Annotated in this window: 14 protein-coding genes; 6 read left to right on the top strand and 8 right to left on the bottom strand. The window is 50.1% G+C overall.

The window, feature by feature from the left end; genetic code table 11:
• Window positions 1–61: 61 nt before the first annotated feature.
• Complete coding sequence (locus tag ACTRXH_RS10455) at window positions 62–943, top strand: TetR/AcrR family transcriptional regulator (RefSeq protein WP_474277829.1); 882 nt, start codon at window positions 62–64, stop codon at window positions 941–943.
• A complete protein-coding gene (locus ACTRXH_RS10450) occupies window positions 940–2,415 on the top strand; it encodes an MDR family MFS transporter (protein ID WP_474261329.1) in 1,476 nt (491 codons plus the stop codon). The genes ACTRXH_RS10455 and ACTRXH_RS10450 overlap by 4 nt, the downstream gene beginning before the upstream one ends.
• A gap of 45 nt (window positions 2,416–2,460) precedes the next feature.
• Here ACTRXH_RS10450 and ACTRXH_RS10445 read toward each other — a convergent pair whose 3' ends face one another.
• Window positions 2,461–3,330 (bottom strand): NAD(P)-dependent oxidoreductase, encoded by an 870-nt coding sequence (locus ACTRXH_RS10445; protein ID WP_474282014.1) that lies wholly within the window; start codon window positions 3,328–3,330, stop codon window positions 2,461–2,463.
• Window positions 3,331–3,477: 147 nt separating this feature from the next.
• On the opposite strand from ACTRXH_RS10445, the gene eutB reads away from it, so the two are divergent.
• Complete coding sequence (gene eutB, locus ACTRXH_RS10440) at window positions 3,478–4,440, top strand: hydroxyectoine utilization dehydratase EutB (RefSeq protein ID WP_474277827.1); 963 nt, start codon at window positions 3,478–3,480, stop codon at window positions 4,438–4,440.
• Window positions 4,441–4,459: 19 nt separating this feature from the next.
• Here eutB and ACTRXH_RS10435 read toward each other — a convergent pair whose 3' ends face one another.
• The gene (locus ACTRXH_RS10435) at window positions 4,460–5,047 is read right to left on the bottom strand and encodes a hypothetical protein (RefSeq protein ID WP_474261326.1); all 588 of its coding nucleotides are present in this window, start codon (window positions 5,045–5,047) and stop codon (window positions 4,460–4,462) included.
• Between the two features lie 169 nt (window positions 5,048–5,216).
• Here ACTRXH_RS10435 and ACTRXH_RS10430 point away from each other — a divergent pair, with 169 nt between their 5' ends.
• Window positions 5,217–6,428, top strand: coding sequence for a cytochrome P450 family protein (locus tag ACTRXH_RS10430; protein WP_474282012.1), 1,212 nt, complete (start codon window positions 5,217–5,219; stop codon window positions 6,426–6,428).
• A gap of 55 nt (window positions 6,429–6,483) precedes the next feature.
• On the opposite strand, the gene speB is transcribed toward ACTRXH_RS10430, so the two are convergent.
• From speB to ACTRXH_RS10400, 6 genes are all read right to left on the bottom strand, one after another.
• On the bottom strand, window positions 6,484–7,359 hold the full coding sequence (gene speB, locus ACTRXH_RS10425; protein ID WP_474277821.1) for an agmatinase: 876 nt from the start codon (window positions 7,357–7,359) through the stop codon (window positions 6,484–6,486).
• Window positions 7,360–7,361: 2 nt separating this feature from the next.
• The gene (gene speE / locus ACTRXH_RS10420; RefSeq protein ID WP_474277819.1) at window positions 7,362–8,201 is read right to left on the bottom strand and encodes a polyamine aminopropyltransferase; all 840 of its coding nucleotides are present in this window, start codon (window positions 8,199–8,201) and stop codon (window positions 7,362–7,364) included.
• 62 nt (window positions 8,202–8,263) lie between these two features.
• Window positions 8,264–8,812: a YwhD family protein gene (locus tag ACTRXH_RS10415; protein WP_474277817.1), complete on the bottom strand. Its 549-nt coding sequence runs from the start codon at window positions 8,810–8,812 to the stop codon at window positions 8,264–8,266.
• 51 nt (window positions 8,813–8,863) lie between these two features.
• Complete coding sequence (locus ACTRXH_RS10410; protein ID WP_474261320.1) at window positions 8,864–9,367, bottom strand: YwgA family protein; 504 nt, start codon at window positions 9,365–9,367, stop codon at window positions 8,864–8,866.
• A 69-nt stretch (window positions 9,368–9,436) separates the two neighbouring features.
• Window positions 9,437–10,750, bottom strand: a complete 1,314-nt coding sequence (locus ACTRXH_RS10405; protein ID WP_474277815.1) for an HD domain-containing protein — start codon at window positions 10,748–10,750, stop codon at window positions 9,437–9,439.
• Between the two features lie 151 nt (window positions 10,751–10,901).
• On the bottom strand, window positions 10,902–12,143 hold the full coding sequence (locus ACTRXH_RS10400; RefSeq protein ID WP_474277813.1) for a dicarboxylate/amino acid:cation symporter: 1,242 nt from the start codon (window positions 12,141–12,143) through the stop codon (window positions 10,902–10,904).
• Window positions 12,144–12,381: 238 nt separating this feature from the next.
• Here ACTRXH_RS10400 and ACTRXH_RS10395 point away from each other — a divergent pair, with 238 nt between their 5' ends.
• On the top strand, window positions 12,382–13,224 hold the full coding sequence (locus tag ACTRXH_RS10395; RefSeq protein WP_474282010.1) for a lipoate--protein ligase family protein: 843 nt from the start codon (window positions 12,382–12,384) through the stop codon (window positions 13,222–13,224).
• A 132-nt stretch (window positions 13,225–13,356) separates the two neighbouring features.
• On the top strand, window positions 13,357–14,703 hold the full coding sequence (locus ACTRXH_RS10390; RefSeq protein WP_474282007.1) for a sugar porter family MFS transporter: 1,347 nt from the start codon (window positions 13,357–13,359) through the stop codon (window positions 14,701–14,703).
• The last annotated feature ends 98 nt before the right edge of the window (window positions 14,704–14,801 follow it).

Here is a 14,801-nt window from a genome sequence, read left to right as displayed (position 1 = left end):
TCTTTGTGACTAAACGTTCACCAAAAGTAACCACAGAGTCAAAAAGGGGGTCGAAAGCTGCATGACAGAGCGTAAGGATGAGCTTTTGGAAGCAGCACTCCAGCTGTTTGTGAAGCAGGGCTTCCACTCGACTTCCATCCAGCACATTACAGCGGCCTGCGGCATATCCAAAGGCGGCTTTTATAAGCATTTTGATTCCAAAGAAACGATGCTTTTAGAGCTGCTCCGCAAAGTGCATGAAAATATGCTTTATGAAGCCGAAAACTATCAGGGAAAGCAGCATGAGCCTGAGCTCAAGCGGCTCGAGGGTAAAGTACGCATCGAGCTGGAGAAATTCACGGAGTACCGTCCACTTTTTCAGATGCTATTCACGGAGTTCCCCCCTCATACGGAAAACAAAATTTCCAACTACTTAAACCGTATGCGCCGCTTTTTTCAGGAATGGCATGAACAATCACTACTGGAAGCCTTCGGCCCCCGGGTGCACCCTTACGTCAGTGATCTTGCTGTCATTCTCGAAGGGATCATGCACTCCTATTTAACCCTTATGACCTGGCATGTTTCCGCTCTCCCGTTGAACCAGCTATCGGCATTCATCGTAGAGAGGATTCATTCCATCGTTAAAGATGACAGTGATCTCCATCCCCAGCTTCCGAGAGAATGGGCCGGAGGAGAAGAGCCCGTGCAGGGCATGGAAAGCATCCGCTGCGAATCCGAAGCACTGCTTTTATTTGTAAAAGCCCGGCACACGCAGGGCGAACTGCCTGAAAAGACACTCCAGACAACTGAAATGATTCACGAAGAGTTCAAGTCAGAAATACCGAGGGAATTTTTGATCGATGCTTTACTGCATCAGCTGCAGCACCACGCGGATCTCCATACGCACACACAGAAGCTGAGTGCAAAATGGAGCGCATGGAAAGGAGAGAAACACGTACTATGAGTTCTTCATCTTGGGACATTCCCACCAGGCAGAAGGCAGCTATGATTACTGCCCTGCTGCTTGGTGCTTTTATGGGAATTATTAACGAAACACTGCTCGCTACTGCCCTGCCCTCCATTCAGGACGCACTCGGAGTCACCCAGGGGACCGTTCAATGGCTGACGACGGCCTTCTTAATGACAAACGGCATTATGATTCCAATCTCCGCCTTTTTAATTGAACGCTTTACTACCAGAGGATTATTTTTGACCGCTATCAGCTTATTCGGTGCCGGTACCGCTATAGCAGCCATTGCTCCTTCGTTTCCGGTGCTTCTTTTTGCACGCGTTATTCAGGCATCCGGCTCCGGCATTATGCTTCCTCTTTTAATGACAGTGCTTCTGGCCATTATTCCCGTGGAGCGCCGCGGCACAGCGATGGGCATGATCGGGATCGTTATTTCGTTTGGTCCGGCTATCGGCCCGACGCTCTCCGGTTTTCTACTCGAGCACTTTCCGTGGAGAGCCCTGTTTATTACCGTGCTTCCAATCGTAGCACTGACAATTATTACCGGGGCAGTCTTCCTGAAAAACGTGACCGAACTGGGCAGTCCGAAGATTGATGTATTGTCCATCATTCTTTCTTCCTTTGGGTTCGGCTCCTTTTTGTACGGCTTCGGGACGGCTTCCGAAAGCGGCTGGGGCAGCCCGGTCGTTCTTACCGCCGTAATTGTCGGTGCCCTGATTATCGGATTATTCGTCTGGCGTCAGTTTACGCTGAAGTCGCCGATGCTCGAATTCCGCGTGTTTAAATTTAAGATATTCAGTCTCGCCATCGGTATCACTATGGCGGTATTGATTTCATTAATAGGAGCAGAAACGCTTCTGCCGCTGTTCATGCAGAATGTGTTGGGCTTTACACCGCTGGAATCCGGCTTGATGCTTTTACCGGGCGCCATTGTGATTGGGATTATGTCGCCGATTACCGGACGCCTGTTTGACGCCTTCGGTGCGAAATGGCTTGCCATTACCGGGCTTTCCATTGTTACCATCACGACCTTTATGTTTACGAACCTTTCGCTTGAAACATCGTTTACGTATTTAACTATCGTATATGCCATCCGCATGTTCGGCCTCGCCTGCGCACTGATGCCAGTTATGACATCAGCTTTAAACCAGCTGCCGATGAAATGGTACGCCCACGGCTCGGCAATGGCGAATACGCTGCAGCAGATTTCCGCTTCTATCGGTACGGCCCTCTTGGTTACCTTTGTCGCCTTAGGTGCCCAGCAGTATCAGCCGGACGCCTCGACCTCCGCAGAAGCGGCTCCCCAGCTCGCTCAGGTAGCCGGATTTGAATGGGCCTTTATGGGAAGCACGGCTCTTGCCTTTGTCGCTCTGATTCTTTCCCTTTTCTTAAGCTCACCGAAAGAAGAAAAGGAAATGACCCGTCAGGCAAACGAAGAACAGCAGAGCAGCGCTCCCGCTAAATAGCAAAAATCCCCGACAGGCCGCTTTTTCAGGCCTGCCGGGGATTTTTTATTCGCTCCCTTTTGCCAGCAGCTTATACACCGCCGCAAAGTCTTCATCACCCATACCGTACTGCTTTGCCAGCGCATACGCTTCCCGGACTGAGCCGGTGACCGGCAGGGAAATTCCTGCCTGGTACGCTGATTCCTCAAGCAAATGTAAATCCTTGTAGGCATGCTTCAATGGAAACTGGGTTTCGTAGCTGCCGCTCAGAAGCATGTCACGCTTTCCAGCCACAGCAGGAGCCGTCGTCGGCACCTGAAGCAGCACATCAAGCGCCTGCTCTTTATCAAGTCCCAGTCCTTCTGCTGCGTGCAGGCCTTCTGATAAACTCGTCATGGCATGCATCAGCGTTAAGTTGACGGACATTTTCATTGCAGATCCGCTTCCAGTGCCTCCCATGTAATGAACATTTTTACCCATAATTTCGAGAAGCGGCTGTACCTTCTGTACGTCCTCCTCACGGCCGCCGGCCAGAAACACCAGCTCTCCCTTTTCAGCGGGCCCTTTAGATCCGGATACCGGTGCATCCACCAGGCGCATTTCCTTCATTTTTGCGGTTTTGGCCATCTGCCTGGTAAAGCCGGGATTAACGGTACTCATATCCACCCAGATTTTCCGGCTTGTTTCACCGGCAAGCAGGCCGTCCACGCTGTTCGCGATTTCCTCAACTGCTTCAGGGTTCGACAGCATCGTGAATACGACATCCACCTTGGAAACCAGCTCTCTCGGCGTTTCCCGCCACCCAGCTCCTGCGTCGAGCAGGTGCTGTGCTTTTTGCTTAGTCCGGTTATAAATCGTAACCTTTTCCCCGGCATCCATTAAATTTTTTACCATGTTTGAACCCATAATCCCTGTTCCAATAAAGCCAACTCTCACACTCATTCATCCTTTCTGCGTACACTTCTATTTGGGTGTTCCCTATCCGCAACCTGGCAAACGTCCGCCAGACCGTATTGTTTTCGCTTCTCCGCTTATGTTTAAATAAGTATAATTATAAATTTTGCTGCAGCAGGAGATGATTCTATGTTAACACTTCAGCATGCCTGGGAAGCAAGACAGCGATTACGTCCGGTACTTCCGGAAACGCCGCTCCTTTTTTCCCAGCCTCTGACAAATATTGCCGGCCATCCCGTGTACTTAAAGCTCGAGCAAATGCACGTCACCGGCTCCTTCAAACTCCGGGGAGCGACTAACATGATTCGTTCTCTGACTCCGGAGCAGCGTGCCCAGGGCGTAGTCACATTTTCCACCGGCAATCACGGTTTCGCTGTAGCGACAGCAGCAGCCAGTCTCGGCATCCGCTCCGTCGTATGTGTCTCAGAAAACGTACCTGCAAATAAAGTCGAGGCACTCAAAGCAAGCGGCGCTGAGCTGCATGTGGAAGGCAGCGGCCAGGATGAAGCCGGAGAAGTTAGCGCCCGGCTCGTCGAAGAGGAGGGGCTGACTCTTATCCCTCCCTTTGACCACCCCTCTGTCATCGCCGGGCAGGCAACGATGGGGCTCGAAATCATCGAGCATCTACCCTCCGTGAAGCACGTGCTCACCGGTTTGTCCGGTGGGGGCCTGCTGTCCGGCCTCGGTCTTGCCCTGAAGGAACAAATTCCTGATCTTGAGCTGAGCGGTTTGTCCCTCCGGGAAGGAGCTGCTATGGATGAGAGCCTGAATATCGGCAAGCCGACTATCGTACCGGAGGCCCCGACACTTGCTGACAGCCTGCTCGGAGGTATCGGACTCGAAAATCAATACACTTTTTCCATGGTTCAGCGCTATGCCGACCAGCGCCTCCGGCTGCATGAAGACACGATCGCCCGTGGCATGGCGTTTTTATACGATAAGCATAAAATGGTGGTCGAGGGGGCAGCCGCTGTCGGCGCCGGCGCTCTTTTAGATGGACTCATATCCGTTAACGGCCCCACTGTTCTCATCGTTTCCGGCAGCAGTGTGGACGTTCACACCCACCGCAAAGCAGTCGCTCCGTATATTTAAACAGACCGCTGCCCGGGGGCTATATTTTCTTTTCTTCCCGCTGGCGCGACCGGTACGGAGATAAAGAAAGCAGGTCCATGGCGTCCTGCTTCTTTATTTTTTCCCATTCTTTCCGGCGCTGGGCAAACCATTTACGATAATTTTTGTTTCCCATCTGTTTTTTCAAAAAAGAAAGGCTTTGAAGCGGACCCTCTTCGGCACTCAGCGTTGTCAGCTGCAGCTGAAATGCCTCTTCCTTCTGCAGCCACACTTCCATCTGTCTTGGAGACATTAAAACGTAAGGCACTCTTCCCTCATACAGACGACGGTAAAGCAGCAGCCGGTAGTCCGCCTGGATGAGACGGTCGGCTTCCTCCTTCTGCTCCCGGAATTTTTCCGGAAAACGACGCGTGATTGCTCTCGCTTTTCTTTCTTCATCGGCAGCCCAATGCTCAATATAACGAGACATATCAGCAACATAAAACGCACGGCTGCGGTAGCTTTTAAAAAACGGCAGCTCCCGTTCCCACGCAATATATCCTTGTTTATCCTTTTCTAAATCATCGTTGCGGTATAGACGGTGGCATTCAAGTTCATTCCATTTACGATTCCATTCATGATAGATCATATTTTGCTATACCTCCGCAAAGGATGTATTTTTCTACATTCTAATTGTTTCTTCTTTAAACAACAATGATGACGCTTTCGAAAAAACGGGAATATCATTAACCTGTTCCCCGTTTCTTTAAATGCACGGGTACTTCCTCCCCAAGCCTACTATAAAGGAGCCGATCAAAATGAAGAACGATTTCCACAGTAAAGAAGCCGGCTTATTCACTCATGCCTTTAACCAGAACCCGTATCCCGCCTTTCACTCTCTCCAGCAGCATGACCCAGTACATCAGGCCTTAATGCCCGACGGTCATTACGCCTGGATCGTTACCCGGTACGAGGACGCTGTCGCGGTACTGAAGGATAATCGCTTCATTAAGGATTTCACTGTGTTTTTAAATGAAGAAGAACGCGCCGAAGCACAGAAAAATATTTTTTCCCAAAATATGCTTTTTGCGGATCCCCCGGATCATAAAAGGCTGCGCGGACTCGTTCAGCAGGCATTTACACCGAAAATGATCGAAGAGCTGCGGAACAGAATTACAGAAATTGCAAATGAGCTGATTGATGACATGCAGAACCGCTCCCGAATTGATATTATCGATGACTTCGCTTTTCCGCTTCCTATCATTGTTATCTGCGAAATGCTCGGGGTGCCAAGCGAGGACAGGGATAAATTCCGTACCTGGTCCAACACCCTCGTCGAAGCCTCCAACGACCCGGGAAAAGCTGAAAAAATTCAGCAGCACACGGAGGAATTCACCGCCTACCTCAGGGATTGGATAGCCACCAGGCGGGAGCAGCCGGAGGATGACATGGTGAGTAAGCTCATCCAGGCAGAAGAAGCAGGCGATCGTTTATCCGAGCAGGAGCTATACGGAGTCGTTTCCCTGCTGATTATCGCCGGCCATGAAACGACGGTAAACCTCATTGCAAACGGCCTGTTCGCTTTGATGACTCACCCGGAGCAGATGCGCACGTTACAGCAGCAGCCGGACCTCATCCGCCCGGCCATTGAAGAAATGCTTCGTTTTGAGGGACCGGTTGAATTCAGCACCGACCGCTGGGCCTCTGAAACACTCGAGCTTCAGGGAAAAACGATCAACAGGGGAGACCATGTACTTGTCGCGCTTGATGCGGCCAATCGTGATCCGGAAGCATTTGAAGACCCCGATGTTTTCGACATCACCCGCGGCCACAGCAAACATCTTGCTTTTGGCAAAGGCATTCATTTCTGTCTCGGGGCCCCGCTTGCCAGAGTTGAAGCGGAAGTCGCCGTGAATACGCTGCTTGAACGTTTCCCGGAGCTGCAGCTGGACATAGCGTCTGATGACCTGGAATGGCGGCCCGGCATACTCATGCGCGGCCTCACAGAGCTTCCCGTTCGTCTGACGTAAATAAAAGGCCGGAAAACCTTAAGAAGCTTTCCGGCCTTTTTAATGGTCTCAGCTTCTATTTTGTCCAGCCGAGAAGCATCTCCCGAATACATTTTCCGGCCGCAATCGCAGTCTGATCCCCGCTGTCGTATGGCGGTGAAATTTCCACAATATCGGCCCCGATTACATTAACCTCCGAAGCGGCAATTGCGTGAATGGCTTCCAGCAGCTCCTTTGACGTTATGCCGCCGGCTTCCGCCGTACCTGTACCCGGCGCGTACGCCGGATCTAAAACATCGATATCAATCGATACATACACCGAGCGTCCCTGCAGCTCTTTTAGATCCCGCTGCAGCGGCTCTGCTACTTCAAACGGGGAGAAGTGCATGCCGGACGTGCGGGCATAGTTGAACTCTTCCTTTTCACCGGAGCGTACTCCATAGGAATACACATTTTCCGGTCCTATTTTTTCGCAGATTTTCCGTACCGGGGTAGCGTGGGATAATGGCTCTCCCTCATAATCTTCGCGCAGGTCCGTGTGCGCATCGATATGAATAAAGGCGACAGAAGGATCATGCGCGCAGGCCGCCTGCATAATCGGCCAGGTCACAAGATGCTCTCCCCCTATCCCCAGAGGGAATTTGCCATCCGCAAACAGATGCGCCGCCGTCTCCTGGATAATCTCTACGCTTTTGACCGGATTTCCGAATGGAAGCACCATATCCCCGGCATCGTGATACGAATAGTCCTCCAGATGCTTGTCCAGATAGGGACTGTATTCCTCGAGACCGATAGAGGTCTCCCGAATCCGGTTCGGGCCAAAACGGGAGCCCGGACGGAAGCTGACCGTCCAGTCCATCGGCATGCCGTACAATACCACGCTGCTGTCCTCATAGGAAGCAGAGCTCCCGATAAATACCTTTCCTGTGTAAGCCGGATCAAAGGCATCCATAGTCATTTCTCCTCCCGCTCAAGGCCCCGCTGCACAAAAGCCGGAAGCGCAAATGCAGCCTCGTGTATATCCGCCGTATAGTAATGCGTATCCAGTGCTGCTGCCCGGCTTCGGTGCGATTCTTTCGGCCTGTACTCCTTCGAACCGATAGTAAATGTCCATAGGCCGCTCGGATACGTCGGAATGTTTGCCGTATATACTTCGGTATGGGTAAATATTTCTTTTACGTCGTTGTATACTGTCTGAAGCAGGTCTGCGTGAAACCACGGGTTATCCGTCTGGGCGACAAAGATGCCATCCTTCTTTAGCGCCCGGTGAATACCTTCGTAAAAGCCTTTTTCAAACAGCTTCACCGCCGGGCCTACCGGCTCCGTGGAATCCACCATAATCACATCATACGCTGCTTCACTTTCTGCGATATGCATAAATCCGTCGGCTACCTGCACATCGACCCGCGGATCATCAAGCGCCCCGGCAATGGAAGGCAGATATTTTTTTGAATACTTTACTACCTGGCCATCAATTTCCACAAGCGTAGCTGCCTCCACCGAGGGGTGCTTCAGTACTTCCCGGATAACACCGCCGTCCCCGCCGCCGACAACAAGCACATGCTTCGGTTCTGGATGTGCTGCAAGCGGCACGTGGGCCATCATTTCATGATAGACGAACTCGTCCTTTTCTGTAGTCATCACCATACCATCAAGCAGCAGCATATTCCCGAACTCTGCCGTTTCCACCACGTCGAGCTGCTGGAAATCGGTCTGCTCGGAATGCAGTGTTTTCGTAATACGTGCGGTGATGCCGAAATGCTCCGTTTGTTTTTCTGTAAACCACGTTTCCATAGCGGTTCCTCCTCTTTTCACAGACAAAACGTGCGGGAAATATCCCCGCACGCCCCGTTTTTTTATTGCTCCTCCGCTCCGCGGAAGGCTTCATACAGCTCTTCGGTCGAATTGTCCCACATGTTCCGGTTAAATGCTTTTAAATATTCCTGCAGAATGTAGCGGGAATGCTCATCCATGTGCGCAATGGCTATGCGCCCTTTAATTGCTTTATCCAGATTGTTTACATGCTCCGGCATACTTTTGTATGCACGGCGGGCTTTTTTGTCCACAAGCATTTCGCAGGCGCCAAGACCAGCGTAAAACGGGCCATTTTCTCCCTGCTCCGTCGATACCCATACGAGCCAGTACAGCTTGCCATCCGGCACATTGCTTTTATCGGGGCCGAATTTCACCCTCTTTTCCGGTTCAGATCTGGCGTGCAGCGCTCCCATGTCAATAAATGCTGCGTCTTCTGCCGGGTCGATAAAGACGGGGGTCACATGGTCCAGACTAAGGGCACCGGCGTTAAAGCCGCCGTCCCCCTTAGTAGCGTCCCCGCTTAAAATATTGAACTGGCTGCCGCGTTTCTTTTCAGCGCCTTTATTATTATCTTTACTGAATTCACTCATTCGGAAAAGCTCCTCCTTTAATTGTTCCTTATTCTTATCGTACCTGTTTTCTTACTGATTCTGCAACGATTCGATATATTCCCAGCCTTCCTCGAATTCCTCCGGGCGGTAATTCTGGCTTTTTTTTAGCTCGGCTACCCGGTCTTCCACCGCTTCTTTGGACAGGTGGTCAAAATAGAGCATCGTGGAAACGAGCTCTAAAAACCGGGCACTCTGACTGTTCAGGCTCTGAAGGACAGGCTTCGCCCGCTCAGACGGCCAGTCGAGCGGAAACTTTTCCAGAAACGACGTGCCGTCTTCCGAAAGCTCATACCGGTACTGATAGTAGCCGGATTTTGTTTCCTTGCATTCTGTAATAAGGCCAAGGCCGCACAGTTCCTCGAGACGGAGCGTCAACTCCTCTGAATAAGGTCCGTACATGCGGAACGTGTATTTTTCCTGAAATGGAAGGTTCAGCTTTTTTCCGATATATACGATTTTCTGCAGTTTTTTTCGTCCAATAACTTCTTTTGTATCCTCAAGCAGGGCCATGATCTTGGCGTGGTCCGGTAACATAATGCCGCTCCCCCTCCCTTTCTGCTGCTGTCTTTATGTATCTTCCGGCCTCACCGGAAGACGGCGGGATCACCGTTCTACTTTCCCTAATTTTAAATGAAGTATGTCCTTAATCTGCTGCTTCGTGTCTTCCTGCCCCGGCTCTTCGAGAATCTCCGATGGGTAGTATAATTTATGGTCGGTCCGCTTTTTACCCGATATCGCCTCTACTACATCCGATTCTCTCGATAATTCGCGAAGACGGCGATCCGGCATCAAAAGATGAATAGGCACCCGGTCCTCTTCCTCGCCGGGCCGGTAAAAATCATACGGCAGATCCGACGAAGAATCGACGACCAGGTAATATGCAGGATCTATACCGAGATCTGCAAACAGCTGCTGCAGGCGAAGCCACTCATTCATCATAAAATGCTGGTCGAATTCCACATATTTAAACAGCCGTCTGTTCATGAAGCGCCGGCACAGATCCTGAAGTATCGCATCCTCTTCCTTCTGCCACATTAAAAAATAATACATGACGACCGACTCATCGAGGTCCAGGTAATCCTCGAGCGTAATGGCACCGCGAAAAAAGCTTTCAAAATGGTCCGGAGGGTATTTAAACGGGTACTCCTCATTTTTAAGGTCTTTAACGCGCTGTAAAATCTTTGTCAGTATCACTTCCGCGCTCCGCGTCACCGGATGAAAATACACCTGCCAGTACATCTGGTACCGGCTCATGATGTAGTCCTCGACCGCATGCATGCCGGTTGCCTTAATAACCACCTGGTCCTCTGTCGGCCTCATAACCCGGAGTATACGCTCCATATCAAAATGACCGTAGCTTACCCCGGTGTAAAAGGCATCCCTTTGCAGATAATCCATCCGGTCCGCATCAATCTGGCTGCTGATCATGCTGACAATCAGTTTATTCGGATGGGTTTTTTCTATCACGTCTGCGACCTGTTGAGGAAAATCCCCGCCCATACGCCGGAGAACGGTATTCACTTCTGTGTCACCTAAAATGATATGTCGCGTCCATTCTTCATGGTCTGTATTAAAAACCTTTTCAAACGAGTGGGAAAACGGGCCGTGGCCGATATCATGGAGAAGAGCCGCACTCAGGCAAAGCAGCCCTTCATCCCCGTTCCAGTGCGGCCGGCCTTCAAATACCTCGATAATCCTGCGCATGATTTCATACACGCCCAGGGAATGGTTAAAGCGGGTATGCTCCGCTCCGTGAAACGTCAGAAACGTCGTTCCAAGCTGGCGGACACGGCGCAGCCGTTGAAATTCTTTTGTCCCCACCAGATCCCATATGAGTTCATCGCTGATATGAATATAGCGGTGGACCGGATCCTTAAATACTTTTTCTTCTGGAAGCTTCTTATTCCCAACCGGCATGGTCATTGCGTTCCTTTCCGTCTCTGTTTCAGCGGTCCCGCTGATCGTATATTTCAATACTATTATTATAGCAAGTTCCTTCCTGGCTTAGCAAAAAAAGCAGCCATAAAAAATACCGGCAGCATATGCCGCCGGTACCTATTTAAGATCATTACTTTCCAATATGCTCTATCTCTTCGCCCCGTTTTCGTTTTTCCGAACGGTCGATGACGAACGCACACGCTGCGTCGCCTGTCACGTTCAGGGAAGTCCGGAGCATATCCAGCAGGCGGTCGATACCAATAATTAGGGCTATGCCCTCCACCGGCAGTCCGACCTGGGTCAGCACGAGCGAAAGCATGATCAGCCCGACGCCCGGAACACCGGCAGTCCCGATACTTGCCAGAGTCGCCGTCAGGATAATAACAATCACCTGAGTAAACGAAAGCTCGATACTGTACGCCTGCGCAATAAATACCGCTGCTACGGACTGCATGATGCCCGTACCATCCATATTAATCGTTGAACCGAGCGGCTGTACGAAGCTCGATACCGGCTTACTTACCTTCAGTCGTTCCTGGGCCATTCTCATCGAAATCGGCAGCGTGCCGCTGGAGCTCGATAAACTAAAGGCCACGGCCATCGCCGGGAAGAATTCTTTAAAGAAGGTGAGCGGGTTGCCCTTGCCGAGTAGAGAGATCGCAAGGGTATATACAATACCCGCCTGCAGCACAAGAGCAAGAATAACTGCGAGAGCGTACATGAGAATGGACTGAAGGCCATCCAGTCCCGCTTCTCCAATAGCAGAAGCGATCAATGCAAACGCGCCGAACGGAGCTGTGTACATTACAATCGTAACCAAAAACATAAGGATATCATTCAGCTGTTCAAAGAATTTCGTTACCATCGATACTTTGCTTCCAAGCATGGCGAGAGAAATACCGATGAAGATACCAAAAGCAATAATTTGCAGCATATTGGCTTCTGCCATTGCCTGTACCGGGTTATCCGGGATAATTCCAAGCAGGGTGTCTGTAATCGAAGGCGCTTCCTCTGCGTCGTAGCTAGCGTTTTGAATATCAAAGTCCCCGCCGGCTCCTGGCTGAAGCACGTAAGCGACAATAACACCGATGGTCAGGGCAATCGCGGTCGTGGCGAGGTAAAACGCAATCGTCTTGCCGCCAATCCGTCCGAGATCTCTCGGATTCAAAGCTGCCGCCCCGAGCGTAATCGAAACGAACACAATCGGTACTACGAGCATTGTGATTAAATTAAGGAAAATTTCGCCGACAGGATATAACACGTATGTATCCAACGGATTATAGACGCTGTCCGGTCCAAAGCTTAAAATGATCCCTGCGATCACACCCGCAACCAGCGCGATTAAAATCCAAATCGTCAATTTCTTGTTCATGTTAAGGTCCCCCTTTTCAAATATAAATATTATGAATATTCTCTCTATGTTGTTTTCGGGCCCCTCCACTAAAAACTCTCTCAGGCAGATACCGTAATTATACTGTTCATTACTTTGTTTGGAAAGGAAAAATCCTGGTTTCTTCTATTATTTAGTAGCGTGTAATATCTCACATGGAAATAGCAGTGTTATAATAAGACCGGTCAAATTGAAAATGAATAGAATCGGGGTACATAAAATGGAAATGAAAGATATTTTTACGGATAAAAAATGGCGGTGGATCGATCATTCAGTAACTGGAATTAATATGGATCCATTGCAATCTTTTGCCTTTGATGATAATTTTTGTGTGAGTCTGGGAGAGGGTTCTTCCCCTTCTGTTATGCGTGCCTGGGTTCATGCCCCCACCGTTGTCCTTGGTATTCAGGACACGCGGCTGCCGGGTGCGGCCGAGGGACTTGAATATCTCCGGGAGCAGGGCTACGAAGTTATAGTACGCAACTCCGGCGGTCTTGCTGTCGTACTCGATGAGGGAATTTATAATCTGTCCCTCATTTTCAAAGAAGAACGCGGAACTTCTATTCATGCCGGATATGAATGGATGTGGGCATTTATGCAGGAAGTATTTGAAGACAGTCCAGGTTACATTGACGCTTATGAAATTGTCGGATCGTACTGTCCGGGATCTTACGATTTAAGCATCGACGGAAAAAAATTCGCAGGCATTTCACAGCGGCGGATCAGAGGCGGGGTAGCGGTGCAGATTTATTTAGCCGTCACCCGGAGCGGCGCTGCCCGCGCAGAAGTTTTGCGGGAATTCTACAAGCGTGCCGCTGACGACCAGACAAACACAAAAATCACCTGGCCGGCCGTTGTTCCCTCTGTGATGACTTCTCTCGAAGAACTGTACGGCACCGCTTTTTTCATTCAGGACATCAACCGGAGGATCCAGCAGACAGCAGAACGCCTGGGTGCTTCTGTATATGATGATCAGCTTACAGAGGACGAACAGTCCCGTTTTGCACATTTCTACGACCGGGTGCTTGCAAGAAACAAAAAAGCGACCCAGCCACGCTCATAGGAAAACCTTAAACAGCCAAAAACACGTATAGTTTGCGGCTGTTTTCTTATGAATTTATTGAATGGAAATGTTTGGGACCATCTCAAACGTGGAAGAATCCTGTCAGGACAAAAATTTAAAGGTGGGTATATAATGTCTAACGGCTTAAGCAAGGGCTGGATATACTTTTTTGGCGCCCTTGGCGGCTTATTGTACGGTTATGAAACCGGTGTTATATCCGGCGCTCTCATTTTCATTGATCAGGATATTCCTCTTTCGGACTTCCTGCAGGGTGTCGTCGTCAGCTCGCTGCTCGCAGGGGCTATTGTTGGTGCCGGTTTGAGCGGCTATGTATCGGATAAGTTCGGCCGAAGACGGGTAGTATTTGTAATCGCTCTCGTTTACTTAATTGGCTCTTTGACTCTTGCATTTTCTCCAAACGCAGGTGTACTTATTACCGGCCGTATTATTCTCGGCCTTGCAGTCGGGGGCTCAACTGCGCTTGTACCAGTGTATTTATCGGAAATGGCCCCGACAAGTCAGCGCGGCGCTCTCTCGTCTTTAAACCAGCTGATGATTACTCTCGGTATTTTACTTGCCTACATCGTCAACTACGCCTTCACTCCAATTGAAGGATGGCGTTGGATGGTCGGGCTCGCAGCCGTGCCGGCGATTCTACTTATGATCGGCGTAATCTTTATGCCGGAGAGCCCGCGTTGGCTGATTAAACGTAACCGCGAACAGGAAGCCCGGAACATAATGGGCTTAACGCGCGATCAGTCAGAAATCGAAGATGAAATGAAACAGATGAAGGAAATTGAGCACATTGAAGAAGGCACCGGCGATCTCCTGAAGGCAAAATGGCTGCGCCCAATGTTAGTGGTCGGTTGTCTGCTAGCTGCCTTTCAGCAGCTGATTGGTATTAACTCCGTTATTTATTATGCGCCGACGATCTTCACGGAAGCAGGACTCGGCAATGCCGCTTCAATTCTTGGCACAGTCGGTATCGGTACGGTAAACGTGCTGATGACCCTGGTCGCAATAGCAACGATCGATAAGCTTGGCCGGAAAAAGCTTCTTTTAATCGGTAACGTTGGGATGGTGGCCAGTCTCGCGTCGCTTTCAATTATTTTGTTCAGCGTCGAACTCACCACCACTATAGCCTGGCTGATCGTGGTCTTCCTTGGCGTATTTATTATGTTTTTCTCCGCCACCTGGGGACCGGTCGTCTGGGTTATGCTGCCGGAGCTTTTCCCAATGAAAGCACGTGGTGCAGCTACTGGTATTACAACGCTCGTACTATCTCTGGCAAACTTAATTGTTTCCTTAACCTTCCCTATTCTATTAGGCGCTATAGGGATCAATTGGGTTTTCGTTATCTTCGCCTTCATGGGCGTTCTTGCCTTCTTATTCGTACTGCGGTTTATTCCGGAAACTAAAGGACACAGTCTCGAGGATATCGAAAAAGATCTTCGCGGAGGATTATCCTCCAAATCATAATAGCTTTTTTAGACGGGCGCTTACAGGAGCGTCCGTCTTTTTCCGGTTTTAATTATCCGGGACACGGAAATACGTATCATACATGCTTATTTCTGAAG

Source organism: Marinococcus sp. LNHM5E3-2.1 (genome assembly GCF_056034365.1).
Note: the sequence above shows the minus strand (reverse complement) of the source record. Positions and strands in the feature narration are given on the sequence as shown.

Excerpts from the sequence above, each read along its gene's own strand:
- ACTRXH_RS10415 (WP_474277817.1), bottom strand. The coding sequence starts at position 8,812 with ATGAGTGAATTCAGTAAAGATAATAATAAAGGCGCTGAAAAGAAACGC.
- eutB (WP_474277827.1), top strand. The coding sequence starts at position 3,478 with ATGTTAACACTTCAGCATGCCTGGGAAGCAAGACAGCGATTACGTCCG.
- ACTRXH_RS10430 (WP_474282012.1), top strand. The coding sequence starts at position 5,217 with ATGAAGAACGATTTCCACAGTAAAGAAGCCGGCTTATTCACTCATGCC.
- ACTRXH_RS10395 (WP_474282010.1), top strand. The coding sequence starts at position 12,382 with ATGGAAATGAAAGATATTTTTACGGATAAAAAATGGCGGTGGATCGAT.
- ACTRXH_RS10390 (WP_474282007.1), top strand. The coding sequence starts at position 13,357 with ATGTCTAACGGCTTAAGCAAGGGCTGGATATACTTTTTTGGCGCCCTT.
- ACTRXH_RS10400 (WP_474277813.1), bottom strand. The coding sequence starts at position 12,143 with ATGAACAAGAAATTGACGATTTGGATTTTAATCGCGCTGGTTGCGGGT.
- ACTRXH_RS10410 (WP_474261320.1), bottom strand. The coding sequence starts at position 9,367 with ATGTTACCGGACCACGCCAAGATCATGGCCCTGCTTGAGGATACAAAA.
- ACTRXH_RS10405 (WP_474277815.1), bottom strand. The coding sequence starts at position 10,750 with ATGCCGGTTGGGAATAAGAAGCTTCCAGAAGAAAAAGTATTTAAGGAT.
- ACTRXH_RS10455 (WP_474277829.1), top strand. The coding sequence starts at position 62 with ATGACAGAGCGTAAGGATGAGCTTTTGGAAGCAGCACTCCAGCTGTTT.
- ACTRXH_RS10450 (WP_474261329.1), top strand. The coding sequence starts at position 940 with ATGAGTTCTTCATCTTGGGACATTCCCACCAGGCAGAAGGCAGCTATG.
- speB (WP_474277821.1), bottom strand. The coding sequence starts at position 7,359 with ATGGATGCCTTTGATCCGGCTTACACAGGAAAGGTATTTATCGGGAGC.
- speE (WP_474277819.1), bottom strand. The coding sequence starts at position 8,201 with ATGGAAACGTGGTTTACAGAAAAACAAACGGAGCATTTCGGCATCACC.
- ACTRXH_RS10435 (WP_474261326.1), bottom strand. The coding sequence starts at position 5,047 with ATGATCTATCATGAATGGAATCGTAAATGGAATGAACTTGAATGCCAC.